Genomic DNA, 17,917 nt, shown 5'->3' on the forward strand with positions numbered 1-17,917 from the left:
GGCGTCCCAACTTTCACAGCAGGTCGTCTTCCGGCTCCCCGGGTTCCGCCGAGCCTGCATTCTTCTGGTCGGAGTTTCCGTTCGCGGGGGCGGGCGCCGGCGGCGTGTTGCCGCTGGCGGGGGTGACCTGGGGCGCGGGGCCCGTGCCGGAGGCCGGCGTCGCGGCGGTGGCGGGCGGGTTCGCCGCACCGGCCGCCTTCTCCGCGGCCTGCATCTGGGCCTGCTGCTGCTTCTGCAGCTCCTCCATCTGCTTCGCCTGCTCCTCGGCGAACTTGGCCTCGCGCTTCGCGTTGACGATGACCTCCACCTCGCGCAGCAGGGCGAACACGGGAGCCTCGGCGGGCAGCGCCACCTCACCGCCGGCCATGGCGATGTACTTGCGGTATAGCTCCGAGGCGCGCTCGGGCGCGTCCTTCACCTTGTGGAGGATGATGGCGCGGTTGAGGTTCACGGCCGCCAGCTCGGGGTCGAGCTTCTCCGCCTCGTCGTACTCCTGCATGGCCTTGTCGAACTGGCCCATGCCCTTGTAGGCGACGCCCAGGTCCAGGTGCGCGGCGGCGTTCTTCCCGTCCGCCTGGAGGATGCGGCGCAGGTGCTGCTCGGCGGCGGGGTAGTTCTCCGCGGCCAGGGCCAGCTGCGCCAGCTCCACGTGCGACGGCACGTAGTCCTCGCGGACCTCCAGCGCCTTCTTGAAGGACAGGCGCGCGTCATCCACGTCGCCTTCCTGCAGGAGGATGAGGCCCACGGCGTGGTGGAGCTCCGGGTCCGCCGCGTCCAGCTTCACGCCGCGCAGGGCCACCAGCTTCGCCATGGCGAGCTGCTTGCGATCCAGGTAGCTGCGGATCATCACCTTCAGCGCGGTGGTGGACTGCGGGTCGCGCATCAGCGCGGCGCGCGTCAGGTCCATGGCCTTGGTGTGGTCCCCCTGCTGCCGGAAGATCTCCGCCAGCCGCGCGCGTGACTGCGCGTCATCCGGGTAGCGCTGGAGCACCTCCTGGTACAGCGCCACCGCGCCGGCGACGTTGCCCGCGTTCTGCTCCATCACCGCCAGGTTCTCAGAGGCCTGACGCAGCGAGGGCTTCTTCGTGAGCGCCGTCTTGTAGTGGTTGCGCGCCTCGGTCAGCTTGCCCTGACGCTCGGCGAGCACGCCCAGGTTGTAGTCGGCCTCGGCGAGGTTCCCGTCCGCCTCCAGGGCGGACTGGAACTTCCGCTCCAGCGACGGGTAGTCGATGGCCTTGGCCTTCTTCTGCGTGTCGAACGCCTTCAGCGCGTCCTCGAAGCGGGCCTTGGCCGTGTTGGAGATGGGCTGCAGGGCCTCCGTCTTGCCGGCGTTCGGATCCGCCGTCTTGGCCGAGCCGGGGCCGGTGGCCTTGGAGGAAGTACAACCGGCGGCGGCCAGCGAGACAGCCGCCAACAGGGGGAACAGGCGCATGGTGCGGGTCGTCCGGTTCATTAGAGGAAGTCCTCCGGCTCCTCGTCATTCCCGCCCTGCTTCGCGGGAGTGGCGCCGTCGGTGGTGGCCGCCGGGCGGGCGTCCACCTGAGTCTCGGTCTGCGAGCGCAGCTGCGCGGTGAGGTCCGTCAGGTCCTCCTGCAGCGTCTCCGCCCGGGCCTGCTGCGCGTCCGACGCCGCCTTGGGCGCCGGCGGCGGCACGTCCTGGATGGTGGCCAGCAGGTCGCCGCCAATGAGCTGCACGCGGCCCTTCAGCGCCACCTTCTCTTCGTGCATGTCGGGGTAGCGGTCTGGCTGGTACGTGGTGCGCAGCAGCTTCAGGCTCTCCGCGGCGCAGTCGTTGTAGACGTCCAGCTCCCGGCTCTTGGCCACCGTGGCGGAGAACGCCTCGGTCGCCTTGTCCTTGAGCGGCTGGGCCTGGTTGGCGAACTCGTCGCGCAGCGCCTGCTCCGACTCCTCGTCCAGGCCGCGCGGCATGGGCGCGTTGATGAGGCGGTCGGCGAAGTGGTCATACGCCAGGCCGATGCGGTGCAGCGCGCAGATGGCGGGCTCGGGCGCGCCCAGCGTCACCGTCTGCACGTACTTCTTCTCCACCACCTGGAGCGCGCGGCTCTTGTCCTGGATGCTCGCCTTGAAGCGGTCCGGCGACGGCGGCACACCCCAGTACAGCTTCAGGCGCCGGTACTCGTTCCAGTCCAGGTCCACCGACAGGAACTGCGCCTGCGCGGCCGTGGCGAGCGCCGGCTTCTCCAGCGAGCCCTGCACGCGGCGGGGCAGCTGGTCGAAGTGCTCGAAGATGCGCTTCTGCATGCGGGCCACGTCACGCGTCTTGCCCATCTTCTTGTACAGGTCGACGATGCGGCCCTCGGCGGCCAGGAACCGGCTGGGGGAGCGCATGTTGTCGCGCTCGTACTCCTCCAGCATCTTGATGGCCTTGAACGCGGCGCCGCTCTTGGCCGTCAGGTCGATGATGGAGAGGCGGATTTCGTCGGCGTCCTTCGCCCGCGGCCACAGCGTCAGGTAGTGCTCGCGGTTGCGCAGCGCCGCCTTCACCTGGCCCAGGCCCTCGCGGTAGGTGGCGGCGTTGAAGAGCGCCACCTGCGCCTTGGACTCGTCCCACTTCTGCACCACCGCGGGCTTGTTGTCGTCCGCCGCGCCCCGCTTCTTCTTTCCGCCACCACGCGCCTTGGCGTTGCCCTTCTCACCCAGGCTGCGCTCGTAGCCGCGCACGTAGGCCTCGTACGTCGCCGCCGCGTCCTCGAAGTCGCCAATGGCCTCCAGCGCCTCCGCGTTCGCGTAGATGGAGTCCGGCACGTGCTTGGAGCGCGGGTACTCGGCGAACAGGCGCTTGCGCACCTCGATGGCCTTATCCAGGCGCTTCGCCTTGTAGTAGTCGACGGACGCGTTGTAGAGCGCCAGGTCGGCGATCTCCGTCTGCGGGAAGTCCTTCACGAAGGCGAGGTACGCCTCGGCGGCCTTCTCGAACTCCTTCTTCTCCTCCAGCTGGCTGACGAGCTTGAAGGACGACTGCTCGATGAGCTTCGCCAGGTCGTCGCGGAACTTGCCCACCGCCAGCTTGTCGTTGGCGTAGAAGCGCCGCGCCCACTCGTTCACCTTCGCGTAGTCCTGCAGCAGGTGGTACGAGTCGAGGATGAGGTTGGCGGAGATCTCCGCCGCGCGCTCGCCGTTCTCGAACTTGTACTCGGGGTAGCCGAGCGCGATCTCGCTGAAGCGCAGCACCGCCTCGTCGAAGTGGTTGTGGCGGTAGTAGATGTTGGCCGCCTTGAAGGCGATCTCCACCCGCTTCTCACCCTTGGGCACGTACTTGAGGTAGCGCTCACACGCGTCGAGCAGCGCCTTCTTCAGCGTGGGGATGGCGGCCTTCTTGGTGATGTCCGAGCCCACCGCCTCGCTCTTGCCCTCGCCCCGCGCCTCGCCCGCCTTGACGACCTCGTCGTAGGCCAGCACCGCGTTGTAGGCGGCGTTCTGCAGCCACTTGCCCGGCTTGCCCGGCTTCGGCTTGCCCTTGTCGTCCTTGGCCTCCAGCACCTTGGCGTCCTGGAGCACGACGAGCGTGTAGTTCGCGGCGGCCTTGTCGAAGTTCTGCAGGTTGTCGTTGAGCAGTTCGGCCCAGAAGAAGCGCAGGTCGTACGCCTTGGGGTTCTCCGGGAAGAGCGTGAGGTAGTCGCTGTACACCGCGTCCGCGTAGCGGAACGTCTCCTCGTTGCGCGTCTTCTTGCCCTCGTTGTGCCAGGTGACGGCGAGGTTGGACAGCGTGCGCTCGGACAGCTCCTTCGCCTCCGCCAGCAGCTTCTTGTCCTTGTCCTCCTTGATGACGCCGGAGCCCTCGACCTCCTTCATGATCTTCACGAGCCGGCGCACCTGGACCACGGTGCGCTCCTTGTTGCCCATGCGGAGGATGCAGTCGACGATGCGGCCCTGGAAACCAGGCGCCTCGGGGGACAGCGGCTTCTCCTTGATGAGGCCGTTGTAGGTGATGGCCGCCTCGCGGTCCTTGCCATCGCCGTAGTACAGGTTGGCCAACTGCTTCAGCATCGTGAAGCGGTCTTCCGGGTTGGTGGCCACCTTGCCGAACTCCGCCCGGGCCTGCGCCACGTCACCCTGGTGCGCGAACGCCCGCACGTAGTCGGCGCGCGCCTCGCGCAGCAGCGAGCTTCGGCCGCCGCCCTTGCCGCCGTCCTTCTCCAGGGCGTTGGCGCCGGCGAGCTCACCGTAGAGCACCACCGTCTTGAACTTGTCCTTGGCCGACTCGAAGTCGCCCATGTTGTAGTGACACCAGCCCTGCTTGTAGAGGGCGAAGGCGTACACTTGGCTCTCGGGGAACTCGGCGGCCTTCTTGTACGCCGCCAGCGCCTTCTCCAGCTCCGGTCGCTTCCCCTTGGAGTTGTTGAAGTAGTACTCGCCGAAGGCGAAGTAGGCGTCCGGGATGTACTTCGACTGCGGGTGCTTCTCCACCAGGCGCTTGAAGGCCACCAGCGCCTTGCGGTCCTGGCCATCCTCCATGAGGTACTGGCCGAGGAAGAAGAGCACCTCGTCGGTGCGCTCGAACTTCGGGTACTCCTGGACGATCTTCGTGTACTGCTCCACCGCGAGCTTGCCGTACTCCTTCTGCTTCGCGATGAACTCCGCCTTCTCCGCCTTGGCCCGCTGCTGGCCCGCGGCGTCGTTGCGGTTCATGGCCTGGATGAGGTCGTCATCCTTCCGGTTGGCCTCGAAGAAGAAGAACTTGGACTCCTCCCAGTAGAACTCGCCCAGGCGGAACAGGAGGCTGGGGGCCTCCTTCGGATCCGGCGACAAGGAGATGATCTTCTTCAGCGACTGGATCTGCTCGCGCCGCTTGGAGGCCACCTGCAGCTCGACGCCCAGCCGGAACTGGTCGTACTGAAGCGCGGGGGCGACCTCTTCTTTCTTCTTTTCACGGGTGATGTCGCCAGCCAGGGACTTGTCCACCGCGGTGGCGGACTTCCGGCCGAGATCGGCATCGCGCGGGGCTTTCTTCTCCTGGGCGGCGGAGGCCGTGGCCAGGAGGACGAGGCAGACGAGAAGCGAACGGCGCATGGTCTTCCTAGGAGAGGGGCACCGGCGTCCCCAGTTGCTTGCTTGGTAGGCAAGTGTCCGGGAATCTTCGGGAATTTCCATTCGGGGACCCTCACTATGCGCGGTTTCCGCGCGGCGGGTCAACACTGACTGGCCGCCTGCTTTCCTCGGGGAGCGTCGGTTCAAAATCTTCCAGATCCGCTGTGAAAATCGGCGCCCTGGAGTTGCCATGTCGGACCTGCCAGGTATGGGGGAACGGACGGTCGGTTGCCCGGCCTCCCTGCACTGGAGTACGCGTCGGATCATGAGTCTCCTCCCCGAAAGCGCCAGCTTCGAAGAGCTGGTGCAGGACTACTTCCTTGCTGTGCGTGGTGCGGGGCTGATGCTCTCTGCGCTGGACACCGAGCTTTTGACGACCTGGGCCCGGGAAGGCGTTCCCTTCGAGGTGGTGGCGCGCGGCATCTCCCGCTCGGCGGAGAAGGCCCTCTGGGACGCGCGGCCCGGAGAGCCGGTGCTGCGCTCGCTGCGCGCATGCCGGCGGCAGGTGGAGTCGGAGATCAAGAAGTACCGGGAGCTGGCGGCGGGCGCGGGCGAGGAACCCTCCTCCAGCCCCAAGCGCAAGCGGGCCCGTTCCTGGGAGGAGACGCGGCACGCGCGGCTGTGCGCGGCGCTCGAGGACCTGGCGGGGCGGAACGAAGCGCTGTCGCACCGTGTGCGCAACCTGCGCATCACCGTCCTGGCGCATGTCCCGGAAGAGCCGGCGGCCATGGATGCCCAGGAAGCGCTGGCGTTCCTGCTGGTGCTGCGCGCCCTGCCCTTCCTGGATCGGTGCGCCGTGTGGCGTGAGGCCCTGGCGGCATCCGCTGAACAACAGGTGATGTCGCCGCGCGCCCGCAAGGTGTCCCGGCGCTTCCGGGTGCTGGCGACGGTGCGCCGGCGGCTGGGCGTGAAGGAGATGTAGGTGGGCGGGACGCCTGATTGCCCGTTCAGTGGACTGACGGCCGAGGAGAGGCTCTGGTATGGCGGTGCGTGAGATGGCTCCAAAGGCGAATGGCGAGGCGTGTGGTGTGTGCGGCGGGCGGACCTATGTCATCGAGCGCCGCGGGGACCAGGCCCAGGCGCGCGTCTGCGCGTGCTCCGAGCACTGCTCGGTGTGCGGCGGGCGCGGGCACGTGCTGGTCGAGCGCGAGGGCGAGTTCAGCCAGAAGATGGGCCCCCGGCGCTATGAGGTGATGGAGACGTGCACCTGCACCAAGCTGCGAAATCGCATTGCACGCTTCGATGCGCTGGGGCTGCCTGCCTCAGCAGCGCATGCGACTTTTGAAAACTACCGCGCATCCAAGGAGGAACAGGACAGGGGCCGCAATGTGGCCATGCAGTTCGCCTTCCAGTACGTGCCGGGTGGTTCGTCCAAGGGCTTCATCCTCAGCGGGCCCGTGGGCACCGGGAAGACACACCTCCTGGCGGCGACGCTGGCGCACCTGGCTCTGGAGTTGGGCGTGCGTGGGCGCTACGTCGAAATCTCCCTCCTCTACGCGACCATCCGGCGTGGATTCCAGGAGGGCAAGAGCGGCGGCGAAATCATCGGGCCCCTGTCGGAGGTGGAGGTGCTGGCCATCGACGAGATGGGCAAGGGCCGCGGCAGCCCCTTCGAGATGGAGACGCTCGATGAGCTGATCGCCCGCCGCTACAACGCGGGCCGCACCACGCTGTTCGCGTCGAACTACTCTCTGGAGCCGGAGAAGCGCGCCATCCGAAGCGCGGCGCCGACAGGCTACCGCACCACCGAGGACTCACGCAGCGCGGTCCGCGACACGGAGCTGCTCCGAGAGCGCGTGGGTGAGCGCATCTACAGCCGGCTGTGCGAGCTGTGCACCTTCGTCGAGTTTCCAAAGGACACGCCGGACCGGCGCCGCACCCGGCAGGAGATGGACGCGCCCATGCACCATGCGCCGGGCGGCGGACGCACGCTGGGACGGTAGTCACGCTGGATGGCTGTCTGCGCCATCCCGCTCGACGGCCGGCGGAGGCTTCGCGCATCCTGCCCCCATGACTGACGCCATCATCGTCCTCGTCACCGCGCCCACCTTGGACAAGGCCGCCGAGCTGGCCCGCGCGCTGGTGGAAGCGCAGCTGGCCGCGTGCGGCAACATCGTTCCCGGCTTGCGCTCCATCTACCGGTGGGAGGGGAAGGTCCAGGACGAGCCCGAGGTCCTCCTCATCCTCAAGACGCGCGCGGCCCTCTTCGAGCCGCTGCGCGCGCGCATCGTCGAGCTGCATCCCTACGACGTCCCGGAGGTGCTGCGCGTGGACATCGCGGAGGGGCACGCGCCGTACCTTTCCTGGATTCTGGGCAGCACCCGCGCGCCGGACTGAAGTCCCGCTCCCCTGCTCGGCTGACTGGCGCAGCCAGCGCTCCGCCTGCGGCTGGAACAGTGAGGGAGCGGCGCTCAAGAAGGGCTCGTGCGCGGCCTCCGACAGAATACGGCGCGGCGAAAGGAGCGTTGTCGGCTCGCCCCCTTCCCCCAGGAGCCGACCCCCATGTCCCGACTGCGCAGTTTGTGCCTCCTCGGACTCGTGTCCGTGGGTGGCGTCGCCTGCTCCAACGGCGCGCAGGCACCTGCTCCAGCGTCCGATTCGAGCCCCCTTCCCAGCTACCCTGGTTCGCGGCAGCCCTCGGCCCCCAACATGCCGACGCCCCCGCCACGGAACGACAACGACGACGTTTCTGGCCACGACGGCGATGACGAAGACGACACGCCCGTGGTGCAGCAGCCGGCTCCCGTCCCTGCGCCACAGGCACCGGAGCCGCCCGCCTATGCTCGGGAGTGGTACGTCAGCCCGTCTGGCAATGACTCGGCGAATGGCTCGCGTGAAAAGCCGCTGCGCACCATCTCCAAGGCCCTGACGCGGGTGGGCCCGGGGGAAATCATCCGCGTCCAGAAGGGCACCTACGCAGAGAAGCTCATCATCGACGCCAGCGCCAAGGCCGGCACCGCCGAGGCCCCCATCACCCTGCGTGGCGAGGGCCTGCCCAAGCTCGTCCCCACCCACAGCGGCTGGTTCATGGCCCACGTGCAGCGTCCCCACTGGCGCATCGAGGGCTTTGAGTTCGACGTCCGGGGTCAGCGCCAGGTCGCGGTGACGTTCTCTGGGAACACCACGGGCACCGTGCTCGCGGGCAACGAGCTGCACCATGGCGCGTTCGGCAGCGGCATCAGCACCGACGCGGGCGCCAACGGCATCACCATCGAGAACAACCACATCCACCACTTCGCGCGAGGCAACGACGACTCGCATGGCGTCGTCATCGCGCCCACGTCGGTGGACATCACCGTGCGGGGCAACGACATCCACGACAACTCGGGCGACTCGGTGCAGTGCCTGGGCCCCGAGGGCTTCAGCAACAACGCCCCGGCGCGCGGCGTCCTCATCGAGGACAACGACATGTACGACAACCGGGAGAACGCGGTGGACCTCAAGACGTGCCACGACGTCGTCGTGCGCGGCAACCGCCTGTACGGCTTCGAGAAGTCCACCTCGTCCCGTGGCGAGGCCGTGGTCGTGCACTACTCCGCGCGCAACGTCGTCATCGAAGACAACGACATCTCGGACTCCTCGCTGGGCATCGCCGTGGGTGGCAACCGCGTGGGCGCGCCGCCCACCAACATCTCCATCCGTCGTAACCGCATCCACGACTTGAAGACGCCCGAGGGCTCCGGCATCCGCATCGAGAATGGCAGCGACGTGCGCGTGCTGCACAACACCGTGGTGGGAACGGACGGCTTCGCCTTCGTGGTGGGCCACGGCACCGGTGGGCCGTCCACCAACATCGCGGTGCGCAACAACCTGTTCGCCACGCGCAACGCCGTCAGCATGGGCCTGTCCGCCCCCGGCCTCAGCATGACGTCCAACCTCTACCTGGCCGACGCCGCGTTCAACACGGGCATCTTCGTCGCCCCGCAGAGCGGGTGGGTGGGCAGCACGCTCGCCCACTGGCTGTCGAACGGCGTGGAGCTGGACTCGGATGAGAGCGGCGAGCCGCTGGTGGACCTGGACACGCTGATGCCCGGCGAGCGCGCGGTGGACCGGGGCACGGACCTGGGGCTGCCCTACTGCGGCGCCGCGCCGGACATCGGCGCGGTGGAGTCGGACTGCCCCGAGGCCACCGCCGCCGCGCTCATGGAGTAATCGCGCGCACCAGCGAATTGCCGGCGTCCGCCACGTAGAGGCGGCCGTCCGGCCCCACCGTCAGACCGGCCGGGAGGACGAGGTCCGCCTCGTCGCCCGGCCCGTCCGAGTGGCCGTAGCGCCCGCTTCCGGCCAGCGTCGTCACCTTCCGCGCGCTTCCGTCCGCGTTCAGGGCGACGCGGCGCACGCGGTAGTTGCCCGGGTCCGACACCGCGAGCGAGCCATCCTTCAGCACCGCGATGCCCAGGTACGGCAGGAACTGGGACGACTCCGGCGCTCCGTCACGGAAGCCCGGCGTCGTGCCCGCCACCACCGACGTGAGGCCGTCGCGGATGCGCACCACGCGGGACATGCCGGACTCGACGACGAACAGCGTGTTCCCATCCGCGCTCACCGCCACGCCCGAGGGCCGGTAGAGCCAGTCACCCTGCAGCGTCGTCACCGGGTGGCCCTCCGCCACCAGGTCGATGCGGCGAATCACGCCGTTGTTCATGTCCGCCACCAGCAGCGCGGTGCCATCCGGCGTCACCGCCAGGCCCGTGGGCTGGTTGAAGGCCGCCTGCTTCGCGGGGCCGTCCATCAGGCCCGGCGTCCCGCCCGCGAACACCTCCACCTTCCCTTCCGGGTCGATGCGGCGGATGACGTAGTGGTCCGTGTCGGCCACGTACACGTTGCCCGCGGCGTCCGCGGCGATGCCCATGGGGCCATTGAGGCCGGAGGCCACCGTCTTCACCTCGCCCCCCGGCGTCACGCGCTTCACCGTGTTGCCCAGGCCGTCCGCGACCACGATGCCTCCATCCGGCAGCAGGGCCACCGCGGTGGGCGCCCCCAGCGAATTGCCCGCCACGGGGACACCGGCGCGGACACGCTTTCCGGGCACGCCCGCCACCGTGCGCACGTCGGCCGCGGAGGGCCCCTGCGGGCTCGACGCGTTCTGCCGCTCGAAGCGCACCAGCGTGTCGGGTACCGGACGGCCCAGCGCCTTGTAGAGCACGTTCGCGACGATGCGGGCCGCGCGCGGGTCCGCCATGTCCTCGGAGGCCAGCGTGCGCACGAAGTCGATGCCGCCCGCGGAGAAGATGTAGGCGCTGCCCTGCTTGCGCAGCACCATGTGGCCGAAGCCGAAGGCGCCCTGAAGCGACAGCAGCGGGGACTCGGCCAGCACCTCCAGGCCCTCCGGCGAGTTGCCGTTGCTCACCAACTGGTCCACTTCGTAGCCGTTGGCCATCCACAGCGTGTCACCGGCCTTCAGCCCCGAGCCCGCCAGTGCCCAGTGCCCCGGGTTGGTGATGACGGCGGGGAAGCCGAACTGGTGCCAGCGGGAGGAGAACTGCACGCCCAGGAGCGCGTTCTCCGGACGGCCCACGACGCGCTCGCGGAACTTCACCGTGCGCTGAGCGCCCGTGTACGGGTCGTTCGCGTGGCCCTTGTAGCAGGCGATGATGCGCCGCGGCCGGCCGTCCTGGGACGGCTCCATCTGCGCCTGCCAGTACGCATTGTTCGCGCCCAGGTTGAGCAGCGACCGGCCTTCCGCCACCGCCCGGTCCGCGTGCTCGCGGATGCGCGGGCTCCAGTACTCGTCGTGGCCCGACATGATGAAGGCCTTGGCGCCGGCCAGGAAGTCATAGCTGGCGTCCAGGTCCTCGTCGGTGAAGTAGCCCACGTCCAGCTCCTGCGACTCCAGCCACTGAACCAGGCTCAGGTCGTCCGTCAGCAAGTGGCCACTGCCATGGCCCCGGTAGTTGGGCCGGTCATAGGACACCCGGAAGGCGCGGCTGACGCCGTGCTCGCGCATCACCCGGTCGCGGTCGTCGTAGAGACTGGTGCCCCCCCAGGTGTTGTAGGCGGCCCAGGTAGCAGTGGGGATGAGGACGGCAACCTCGGCGCGCGGATTCGCGTCGCGCACGAAGAAGGGCACGTAGCGCTGGTGGTTGTCCTCACGCACCAGCTTCACCACATACACGCCGCGCACCCAGTGTTCACCAATGGGTATCTCCAGCGTGGGGGCCCAGCGGCAGGCGACGAGGCCTGTGGACCGGTCCGCGGGACAGTCGCCCTGGCGCACGCCGGCCACCGGGCCTCCGCGTGCCAGCTCACGGGCACCCGTGCCACCGTAGTGCCCCATCCGGTACACATACCAGCGGAAGGTCCGGGCCTCGGACACCGACACGGCGACGCGCAGCGTCTCGCCCTGCGTCAGCGTGGCCTTCAGCGCATAGCCTTCGATTTCGCGGCTGTGGGCGTTGCGGGTGATGCGCCACGCCGTGGTCCCCGGGCGGCGGTTCTCCTTGCGCACGGCGTCCGCGTCTCGCGCGGGCGGCTCCACCGGGCCCGCGTCGGGAGGCTCGGGCTGCCCGGTGCCTGCGTCCGGCATCCCCGCATCAATGATGCCCGGATGCGGCTCACCGTCGCCGCCGTCATAACCGTCGTTCAGGGGAGGCGTGTCGTGCTTGTCACCCGGTATCACCGGCCGCACGGCCGCATCCTCACAGCCAATGCCACCGAACATGAGCGCAAGCCCACACACCCAGCCCGCCCAACGGCCTGCTTGAGCCATCCCGTTCCTCCAAGCCACGGTGATTCGACCGGAGGGTAGCCACGAACACTCAGGAGGGAAGCGGGTGCCCTCCTGGAGCAATGATTGGGATGGATCACCCGGACAAAAGCCCAGGGTAGGAAAAGGCCTAACCTCCCAGGAGCTCTCGGTGCAGCCGGGCCGTCAGCGCCTTCAGGTGTGCTTTGTCCACCAGCAGCGTCAGTTGCAAAGGCGACGTATGGGCCGCGTGGACGTGAGCCCCCAGCTCCTCGGCGGCGGCCAGCGCGCGGCGCAGCGGCGCCCAGTCCGCGTTCAACCCCACACCCACGCAGGTGACGGTGCCCAGGTCCTCGCGCCAGGACACGGTGTCACCGAAGCGCGTGGCCAGCTCCCGGCGCAGCGCGTCCGCGCCGTGGATGTCCGCCAGGGGCACGGTGATGACCGTCCTGCGTGCCCCGCCCACCTGTCCCTCGAAGTCCAGCGTCCGCCCGCGCACGGCGCGCGCATCCAGGAACTCCAGCAGCTCCGCCAGGCGGATGGGCTCCGAGGCGGAAAGCACGGCCATCTCCGCGTCGGCGGTGACACCCTTGAGGCGGTGGTCCGTGGGGACGGCCAGCTCCTGGACCGCGGTGCCCGTTCCCTGGCCGTGCGCCGTGCGCGCGAGGATGGTGATGCCGCGCGCCTTGGCCCACTCCACCGCCTGCGCGTTGAGCACCTTGGCGCCCGCGCTCGCCAGCTCCTGCATCTCGTCGTAGCTCAGCGACTCCAGCTTGCGCGCGTCCGGCACCACCCGGGGGTCCGCGCTGAAGACGCCGTCCACGTCCGAGTAGATTTCACACGCCTCCGCGTCCAGCGCCGCCGCCAGCGCCACCGCCGTCGTGTCCGAGCCGCCGCGCCCCAGCGTCGTTACTTCCTTCTTGAAGGAGACACCCTGGTAGCCCGCGACGATGACGACCTTGCCGCGCGCCAGCTCGTCGTGGATGCGGTACGGCCGCACCTCCACGATGCGGGCCTGCGCGTGCGCGTCCGTGGTGATGATGCCGCTCTGGCTGCCGGTGAAGCTGATGGCCGGCACGTCCATCTCCTGGAGCGCCATGGAGAGCAGCGCCATGGAGATGCGCTCGCCACACGTGAGCAGCATGTCCAGTTCGCGACGGGGCGGGTCCACCGAAACGCCCTTCGCCAGCGCCAGCAGTTCATCCGTGGTGTCGCCCATGGCGCTCACCACCACCACCACCTGGTAGCCCGCCTCGCGCTTGTCCTTCACCCGCTGGGCGACCTTGCGGAGCTTCTCCACGCCGGCGACCGACGAGCCGCCGTACTTCTGGACCACGATTGGCATGATTCGACTCACTACCCTTGTTCGGCGTGTCCGGAAAACCACACTGGTAGGCCTCCCTGCAGAAGTCTGGCCAGCCGCTGAACGACGCCCACACCCGGAGTCGGTGTCGCCTTGACACGCCAATGTCGGGTTTAATACCGCGCCCATGCCGATGATCGAGGTCCAGCACCTCACGAAGCGATACCGAGACCGGGTGGCCGTGGACGACCTCACCTTCCAGGTCGAGGCGGGTGAGATTCTCGGGTTCCTGGGCCCCAACGGGGCGGGCAAGTCCACCACCATGAAAATCCTCACCGGCTTCCTTCCGCCGTCGGAGGGGGTAGTCCGCGTCGGAGGCTATGACGTGGAGGCCCAGCCGCTCGAGGTGAAGCGCCGCATCGGCTACCTGCCGGAGATGCCGCCGCTCTACGTGGAGATGACGGTGCGAGGCTACCTGCGCTTCGTCGCCTCGCTGAAGGGGCTGTCGGGGAGCGCCCTCAAGGCCGAGTTGGAGCGGGTGGCCGCCCTCATGGGCGTGACGCACGTCATGGACCGCGTCATCCAGAACCTGTCCAAGGGCTACAAGCAGCGTGTGGGAATCGCCCAGGCGCTGCTCGGCTCCCCGCCGGTGCTCATCCTGGACGAACCCACCGAAGGCCTGGACCCCGCACAGCGCGCCGAGCTGCGCGCCCTCATCAAGGGCCTGGCCGGCAAGCACACCGTCATCCTCTCCACGCACATCCTCCCGGAGGTCACGATGACGTGCCAGAAGGTGCTCATCATCCACCAGGGGAAGATGGCCGCGTACGACGACATCTCCCAACTGGCCCGCATCCACGGGCAGGCGGAGAACGCGTCGCTGGAAGAAGTCTTCATCAAGCTGACCGCCGCCTGAGCGCGGCCCCTTTTTCGAGGACCCCGCCTCCATGCGCACCGCCCTGGCGATTGCCCGCAAGGAACTGTCCATCTACTTCACCACGCCGTGGGCCTACGCCGTCTTCACGGCGATGGCGGCGCTGACGGCCTTCTACTTCATGGACCTGCTGCAGGCGTTCAACGACGTCCAGGGCGTGGCGCGCCGGGTGGGCTGGGCGCAGATGTCCCCGGACTTCAACATGTACCGCAACCTCACGGACGGGGTGGTGGTGGAGCTGTGGGGCAGCGTCCTGGTCATCACCCTGGTCGTCACGCCGTTCCTGTCCATGCGGCTGTTCGCGGAGGAGAAGCGCAACCGCACCTTCGAGCTGCTGATGACGGCCCCGGTGCGGCCCATTGAAGTCGTGCTGGGCAAGTACCTGGGCGGCCTGGGCGTCATCTCCGCCACGCTGGCGCTCACGCTCGTCTTCCCGCTACTGCTGTCCGTGCTGGGCCACAGCGAGTCCGGGCTCGTGCTGGAGTGGTCCACCGTCCTGCTGGGCTACGGTGCGCTGCTGCTGTGGGGCGCCACCTGCATGGCCGTGGGCCTGTTCATCTCCGCGCTGACGGAGAGCCAGATGCTGGCGGCCTTCCTCACCTTCTGTGCCCTGCTGGCGTGGATGCTGCTGGGCCAGGTGGCCCGCCGCGCGGAGGAGCCGCTGCGCTCCGCGCTGTCCTACGTCGCCTGCGACCTCCAGTTGCAGGGGATGATCAAGGGCGTGCTGGACGCGCAGTCGCTGGTGTTCTTCGCCTCCGTCATCGGCTTCTCCCTCTTCCTCACCCACCGCACGGTGGATGCGCAGCGGTGGGCCTGACATGAAGGCGGCTCATGTCGGCAAGGTCCTGGGCGCGTTCGGACTGCTGCTGTTGCTGTCGAGTCCGTTCACCCTGTTCATCACCTCGGACAGCGCCGTCACCGCCGCCGTGAAGGCGGGCACGGGGCTGGTGCTGGTGGGCATCTACGGCGCGACGAACTACCGGCAGTTCGGCCAGTTCGCCACGCGCCGCTCCAGCAGCTTCTTCGCCACCACGGTGCTCACCACGCTGGGCGTGTTGGCCGTGCTGGTGGCGGTGAACTACCTGGCCTTCAAGCAGAACCGGCGCTGGGATTTGACGCAGGCGCGCATCCACACGCTGGCGCCGCAGACGGTGTCCACGCTGGCCGCCATTCCCGACCAGGTGCGCGCCATCGCGTTCATCACCCCGGCGCATGCCCAGTACGGCCAGTTGGAAGCCCTCTTCGCGCTCTACCATGCCGAAGCGCCGGGGAAGTTCGAGTACACCTTCAAGGACCCGCGCCGCAGCCCGGACCTGGCCGCGAAGTACCAGGTGCGTGAGGGCCAGACGGCGGTGGTGCTGGTACGCGGCGAGGGCGAGCACGCCACGCACACGCTGCTCGCCACCGTGTCCGAGCAGGAGCTGACACACGCGGTCCTCAAGCTGAACGCGGTGGGCACCCAGAAGGTCTATTTCGTCACCGGCCACGGGGAGTGGCCCCTGGACAAGGAGCAGGCGCCGCCCCATGACCCGGGCGCCAGCCTGTCCGAATTCCGGAGGCAATTGCTCCAGGAGGGCTACACCGCGGAACCGCTGAACCTCGCGGGTGTCCAAGACGTGCCACGGGACGCCGCGCTGGTCATCATCGCGGGGGCCCGGGGGCCCTACACCGCGCCGGAGAAGGAGTTGCTCCAGCGCTATCTCGCCTCCGGAGGACGCATGCTCTACTTCGCTGACGCCGGCCTCCGTGATGGCCTGGACGGGCTGCTGGCGGAGCACGGCGTGCAGGTGGATGAGGGCATCGTCGCGGACGCGCAGTACAACAGCGGCAATCCCTTCGTGGTGCTGTCCCTCTTCTACAGCGACCACGAGATTGGCAAGCCGCTGCACCAGCGGGGACTCAACGTGGAGTTCCCCACCCCGCGCAGCCTGACCCTGCTGCGCATGGGGATGGCGCCGGGCGTCCAGGTGCAGCCGGTGGTCCTCACGTCCCAGTACGGCTGGGTGGAGAGCACGCCAGAGGAGAACGCGGTGCCGTCGGATGGCGAGAAGACGGGCCAGTTGGTGCTGGTGGCCGCCGTGACGCGTGATACCCAGGCCTCGCCGGGCAAGCGCTTTGATGAAGCGCGCCTGGTCGTGATGGGGGACTCGGAGCTTCTCCTGGACCCGAACTGGGGCCATGAGCCCAACCGCAACCTGGTGATGAACGCGCTGGGCTGGGCGTCCAACCAGCTCACGAAAATCACCATCCGCCCGCCGGACCGCGAGGTGTCCACGCTGGAGCTGGACGCGGCGACGCTCAGCCGCATCCGATTCTTCGCCACGGACCTCATGCCGCTGACGCTGCTGGGCGTGGGCCTGGCCATCTGGCTGTCGAGGCGCAACAAGTGACGCCGGCCCGCGGAAGGTGGCGGTGGAGCATCCTCACCGTCGTCACGGCGGGCCTGGGGCTCACCGCATGCACCGGGGAGAAGGCGTCCGAAGCGAGCGGGGCCCGGCGGAAAGCCGACGCCCAGCAGCGCCTCTTCGTCACGGGGACGGAGGAGACGCGCGGACAGGAAGACGGGGCGCCTGCCGCGAAGCCTGTCTTCACGCACTTGACGGTGCGGGCCCGGGGCGACACCACGGAGCTGGTTCGCGAGCAGGACGGCACATGGAAGCTGACGGCGCCCGTGTCCGCTCGCGCGGAGGCAGCCGTGGTGGAGACCATCCTCGGCACGCTGGCGTCTTCGAGCTTCAGCGCCACCGTGAAGGAGGCGCCCACCGACGCCGACCTGGACGCGTACGGCCTGAAACCGCCCCTCTTCACCGTCACGGCCCGGGCCTTCGTGCCAGATGCTCGAGGCCAGGGGGCGCAGGACCCCGCTCGCCAGCGCACGGTGACGCTGCACTGTGGCAAGGAGAACACCTACGACGGCTCCGTCTACGTACGCCGAGACGCGGAGCCGGCGGTCCACGCCGCCGCGGGGACGGTGCGATGGGCCCTGGACCGGGACACCTTCGCCCTGCGCGCCAAGGACCTCCTGGCACCCCTGGACGAGCGCGCGCTGAAGGGCATCGAGGTGAAGGCGCCGCAGGGTGCGTATCAACTGACGCGGGAAGCGGACGGCGCGGGCTGGCGGCTGGTCGCGCCGGTGGCCGCCAACGCGAACGCGACGCGTGTCGCGGAGCTGCTGAAGGCCCTGGTGGAGCAGCGGGCACTGTCCTTCCCCGAAGACACGCCGGAGTCCCGGAAGCGGTTGGGTCTGGAGGCCCCGGTGGTGGACGCCCGCTTCACCGGTGGCCCGGGCGAGCCGGTTCGCGTGCGGATGTCCCGCGTGACGGAAGATGGCGCCGTGCGCGCTTATGCGTTGCGCGAGCAGGGAACGCAAGCCGTGCTGGGCGAGGTGCCCGAAGACGCCCTCGGCGTGCTGGACGTGAGCGTCCGGGAGCTGAAGGACCGGCGCGTGCTGGAGTTCCGGCGCCAGGACGTCCGCCGCATCGTGTTCCATCCGGGCGGTGGCGCGCCCGCCATCACCGTGGTGAGCACGTCGGAAGCCAACGAAGGCGCCGGGCACTGGGACATGGAGGCCCCGCAGCGGGGCAAGGCACAGCACTTCAAGCTCGCCTCGCTGCTGCGCGCGCTGGAAGGCCTGAAGGCCACGGGCTACGGCGAGACGAACCCCAAGAATTGGGCCCGGTATGGCGTGACGGAGGACTCCCCCGGCGCCGTGCTGCTAGGCGCGGACGGGCGCGAACTGGCGCGACTCTGGCTCGGCGCTGAAGTCCCCGACGAGCCCGGCACGCGCTACGCCCGCGGCTCCGGCCCCGACGTCCTCAAGGTGCCCGAGTCACGACTGACGTTGCCCACCAGGCCCGAGGACTTGCAGGAAGCAGCGAAGGCCCCCGACGCACCGAAGCCGCCCGCGAAGACGGAGCAGGCGCCCTGAGCACCCCGTCCCCGACTC

At 68.9% G+C, this 17,917-nt stretch carries 12 protein-coding genes; 8 read left to right on the forward strand and 4 right to left on the reverse strand.

Annotation, left to right across the window (positions count from 1 at the left end; all coding sequences use genetic code 11):
* Positions 1-13 precede the first annotated feature (13 nt).
* Both gltE and FMP39_RS16935 read right to left on the reverse strand, forming a co-directional pair.
* Complete coding sequence (gene gltE, locus FMP39_RS16930; protein ID WP_141591343.1) at positions 14-1,453, reverse strand: adventurous gliding motility TPR repeat lipoprotein GltE; 1,440 nt, start codon at positions 1,451-1,453, stop codon at positions 14-16.
* On the reverse strand, positions 1,453-5,031 hold the full coding sequence (locus FMP39_RS16935; protein WP_194858434.1) for a tetratricopeptide repeat protein: 3,579 nt from the start codon (positions 5,029-5,031) through the stop codon (positions 1,453-1,455). Before FMP39_RS16935 ends, gltE begins: the two co-directional genes overlap by 1 nt.
* A gap of 283 nt (positions 5,032-5,314) precedes the next feature.
* Here FMP39_RS16935 and FMP39_RS16940 point away from each other — a divergent pair, with 283 nt between their 5' ends.
* The 4 genes from FMP39_RS16940 (at position 5,315) to FMP39_RS16955 (ending at position 9,201) form a co-directional block, all read left to right on the forward strand.
* Complete coding sequence (locus FMP39_RS16940) at positions 5,315-5,971, forward strand: hypothetical protein (protein ID WP_171443714.1); 657 nt, start codon at positions 5,315-5,317, stop codon at positions 5,969-5,971.
* 58 nt (positions 5,972-6,029) lie between these two features.
* Positions 6,030-6,992 (forward strand): ATP-binding protein, encoded by a 963-nt coding sequence (locus FMP39_RS16945; RefSeq protein WP_141591348.1) that lies wholly within the window; start codon positions 6,030-6,032, stop codon positions 6,990-6,992.
* Positions 6,993-7,059: 67 nt separating this feature from the next.
* Complete coding sequence (gene cutA, locus FMP39_RS16950) at positions 7,060-7,386, forward strand: divalent-cation tolerance protein CutA (RefSeq protein ID WP_141591350.1); 327 nt, start codon at positions 7,060-7,062, stop codon at positions 7,384-7,386.
* Between the two features lie 165 nt (positions 7,387-7,551).
* Positions 7,552-9,201 carry a nitrous oxide reductase family maturation protein NosD gene (locus tag FMP39_RS16955; RefSeq protein ID WP_141591352.1) on the forward strand — a complete coding sequence of 550 codons (1,650 nt, stop codon included), beginning with the start codon at positions 7,552-7,554 and terminating at the stop codon, positions 9,199-9,201.
* On the opposite strand, the gene FMP39_RS16960 is transcribed toward FMP39_RS16955, so the two are convergent.
* Positions 9,191-11,758, reverse strand: coding sequence for a N,N-dimethylformamidase beta subunit family domain-containing protein (locus FMP39_RS16960; RefSeq protein WP_141591354.1), 2,568 nt, complete (start codon positions 11,756-11,758; stop codon positions 9,191-9,193). The genes FMP39_RS16955 and FMP39_RS16960 overlap by 11 nt on opposite strands.
* 127 nt (positions 11,759-11,885) lie before the next feature.
* A complete protein-coding gene (locus tag FMP39_RS16965; protein ID WP_141591356.1) occupies positions 11,886-13,079 on the reverse strand; it encodes an aspartate kinase in 1,194 nt (397 codons plus the stop codon).
* A 151-nt stretch (positions 13,080-13,230) separates the two neighbouring features.
* Between FMP39_RS16965 and FMP39_RS16970 the strand changes: the two genes are divergently transcribed.
* The 4 genes from FMP39_RS16970 to FMP39_RS16985 are packed head-to-tail and all read left to right on the forward strand — an operon-like array spanning position 13,231 to position 17,899.
* A complete protein-coding gene (locus FMP39_RS16970) occupies positions 13,231-13,953 on the forward strand; it encodes an ABC transporter ATP-binding protein (protein WP_011554860.1) in 723 nt (240 codons plus the stop codon).
* A 31-nt stretch (positions 13,954-13,984) separates the two neighbouring features.
* The gene (locus FMP39_RS16975) at positions 13,985-14,788 is read left to right on the forward strand and encodes an ABC transporter permease (RefSeq protein WP_141591358.1); all 804 of its coding nucleotides are present in this window, start codon (positions 13,985-13,987) and stop codon (positions 14,786-14,788) included.
* Position 14,789: 1 nt separating this feature from the next.
* Positions 14,790-16,361: a GldG family protein gene (locus FMP39_RS16980; protein ID WP_141591360.1), complete on the forward strand. Its 1,572-nt coding sequence runs from the start codon at positions 14,790-14,792 to the stop codon at positions 16,359-16,361.
* The gene (locus FMP39_RS16985; protein WP_141591362.1) at positions 16,358-17,899 is read left to right on the forward strand and encodes a DUF4340 domain-containing protein; all 1,542 of its coding nucleotides are present in this window, start codon (positions 16,358-16,360) and stop codon (positions 17,897-17,899) included. Before FMP39_RS16980 ends, FMP39_RS16985 begins: the two co-directional genes overlap by 4 nt.
* Positions 17,900-17,917: the final 18 nt, after the last annotated feature.

This window comes from Myxococcus sp. AB056, from assembly GCF_006547365.1.
GTDB classification, from domain to species: Bacteria; Myxococcota; Myxococcia; order Myxococcales; family Myxococcaceae; genus Myxococcus; species Myxococcus virescens.

What these genes read in the sequence shown, in the direction of transcription:
- gltE (WP_141591343.1), bottom strand. Translation starts at nt 1,453, where the DNA reads ATGAACCGGACGACCCGCACCATGCGCCTGTTCCCCCTGTTGGCGGCT.
- FMP39_RS16935 (WP_194858434.1), bottom strand. Translation starts at nt 5,031, where the DNA reads ATGCGCCGTTCGCTTCTCGTCTGCCTCGTCCTCCTGGCCACGGCCTCC.
- FMP39_RS16940 (WP_171443714.1), top strand. Translation starts at nt 5,315, where the DNA reads ATGAGTCTCCTCCCCGAAAGCGCCAGCTTCGAAGAGCTGGTGCAGGAC.
- FMP39_RS16945 (WP_141591348.1), top strand. Translation starts at nt 6,030, where the DNA reads ATGGCGGTGCGTGAGATGGCTCCAAAGGCGAATGGCGAGGCGTGTGGT.
- cutA (WP_141591350.1), top strand. Translation starts at nt 7,060, where the DNA reads ATGACTGACGCCATCATCGTCCTCGTCACCGCGCCCACCTTGGACAAG.
- FMP39_RS16955 (WP_141591352.1), top strand. Translation starts at nt 7,552, where the DNA reads ATGTCCCGACTGCGCAGTTTGTGCCTCCTCGGACTCGTGTCCGTGGGT.
- FMP39_RS16960 (WP_141591354.1), bottom strand. Translation starts at nt 11,758, where the DNA reads ATGGCTCAAGCAGGCCGTTGGGCGGGCTGGGTGTGTGGGCTTGCGCTC.
- FMP39_RS16965 (WP_141591356.1), bottom strand. Translation starts at nt 13,079, where the DNA reads ATGCCAATCGTGGTCCAGAAGTACGGCGGCTCGTCGGTCGCCGGCGTG.
- FMP39_RS16970 (WP_011554860.1), top strand. Translation starts at nt 13,231, where the DNA reads ATGATCGAGGTCCAGCACCTCACGAAGCGATACCGAGACCGGGTGGCC.
- FMP39_RS16975 (WP_141591358.1), top strand. Translation starts at nt 13,985, where the DNA reads ATGCGCACCGCCCTGGCGATTGCCCGCAAGGAACTGTCCATCTACTTC.
- FMP39_RS16980 (WP_141591360.1), top strand. Translation starts at nt 14,790, where the DNA reads ATGAAGGCGGCTCATGTCGGCAAGGTCCTGGGCGCGTTCGGACTGCTG.